We start from the raw sequence: 255 nt of genomic DNA on the forward strand, positions 1-255 counted from the left end.
GTGGTCCGCGTGCGACGGCCCGACCAGATCGCGGAGGACCTCGGGGTCGCGCTCGCCGTCGGCGTTCACGAGGTAGACCGCTCCGTCGCGGCCGCCGTAGGCGCCGTGGAAGTCGTAGACGAAGCCGTACACGTCCGCGTCGGCGCCGGTTTCGGTCTCGCGAGCCATCGCGACCTGTTCGTGGACGTTGTACTCGACGAGGCGGTTGCGGAGGCCGGCGGCCTCGTCGCTCTCGTCGCCTGAGTCGTCCGTCCC

Annotated in this window: 1 pseudogene; it reads right to left on the reverse strand. The window is 71.4% G+C overall.

What is annotated here, in order from left to right:
• Positions 1 to 255, reverse strand: a pseudogene (locus tag SM753_RS20890) (carbonic anhydrase); the annotation flags it as partial.

The organism is Halostella sp. PRR32, from assembly GCF_034808085.1.
GTDB classification, from domain to species: domain Archaea; phylum Halobacteriota; class Halobacteria; order Halobacteriales; family Natronoarchaeaceae; genus Halostella; species Halostella pelagica.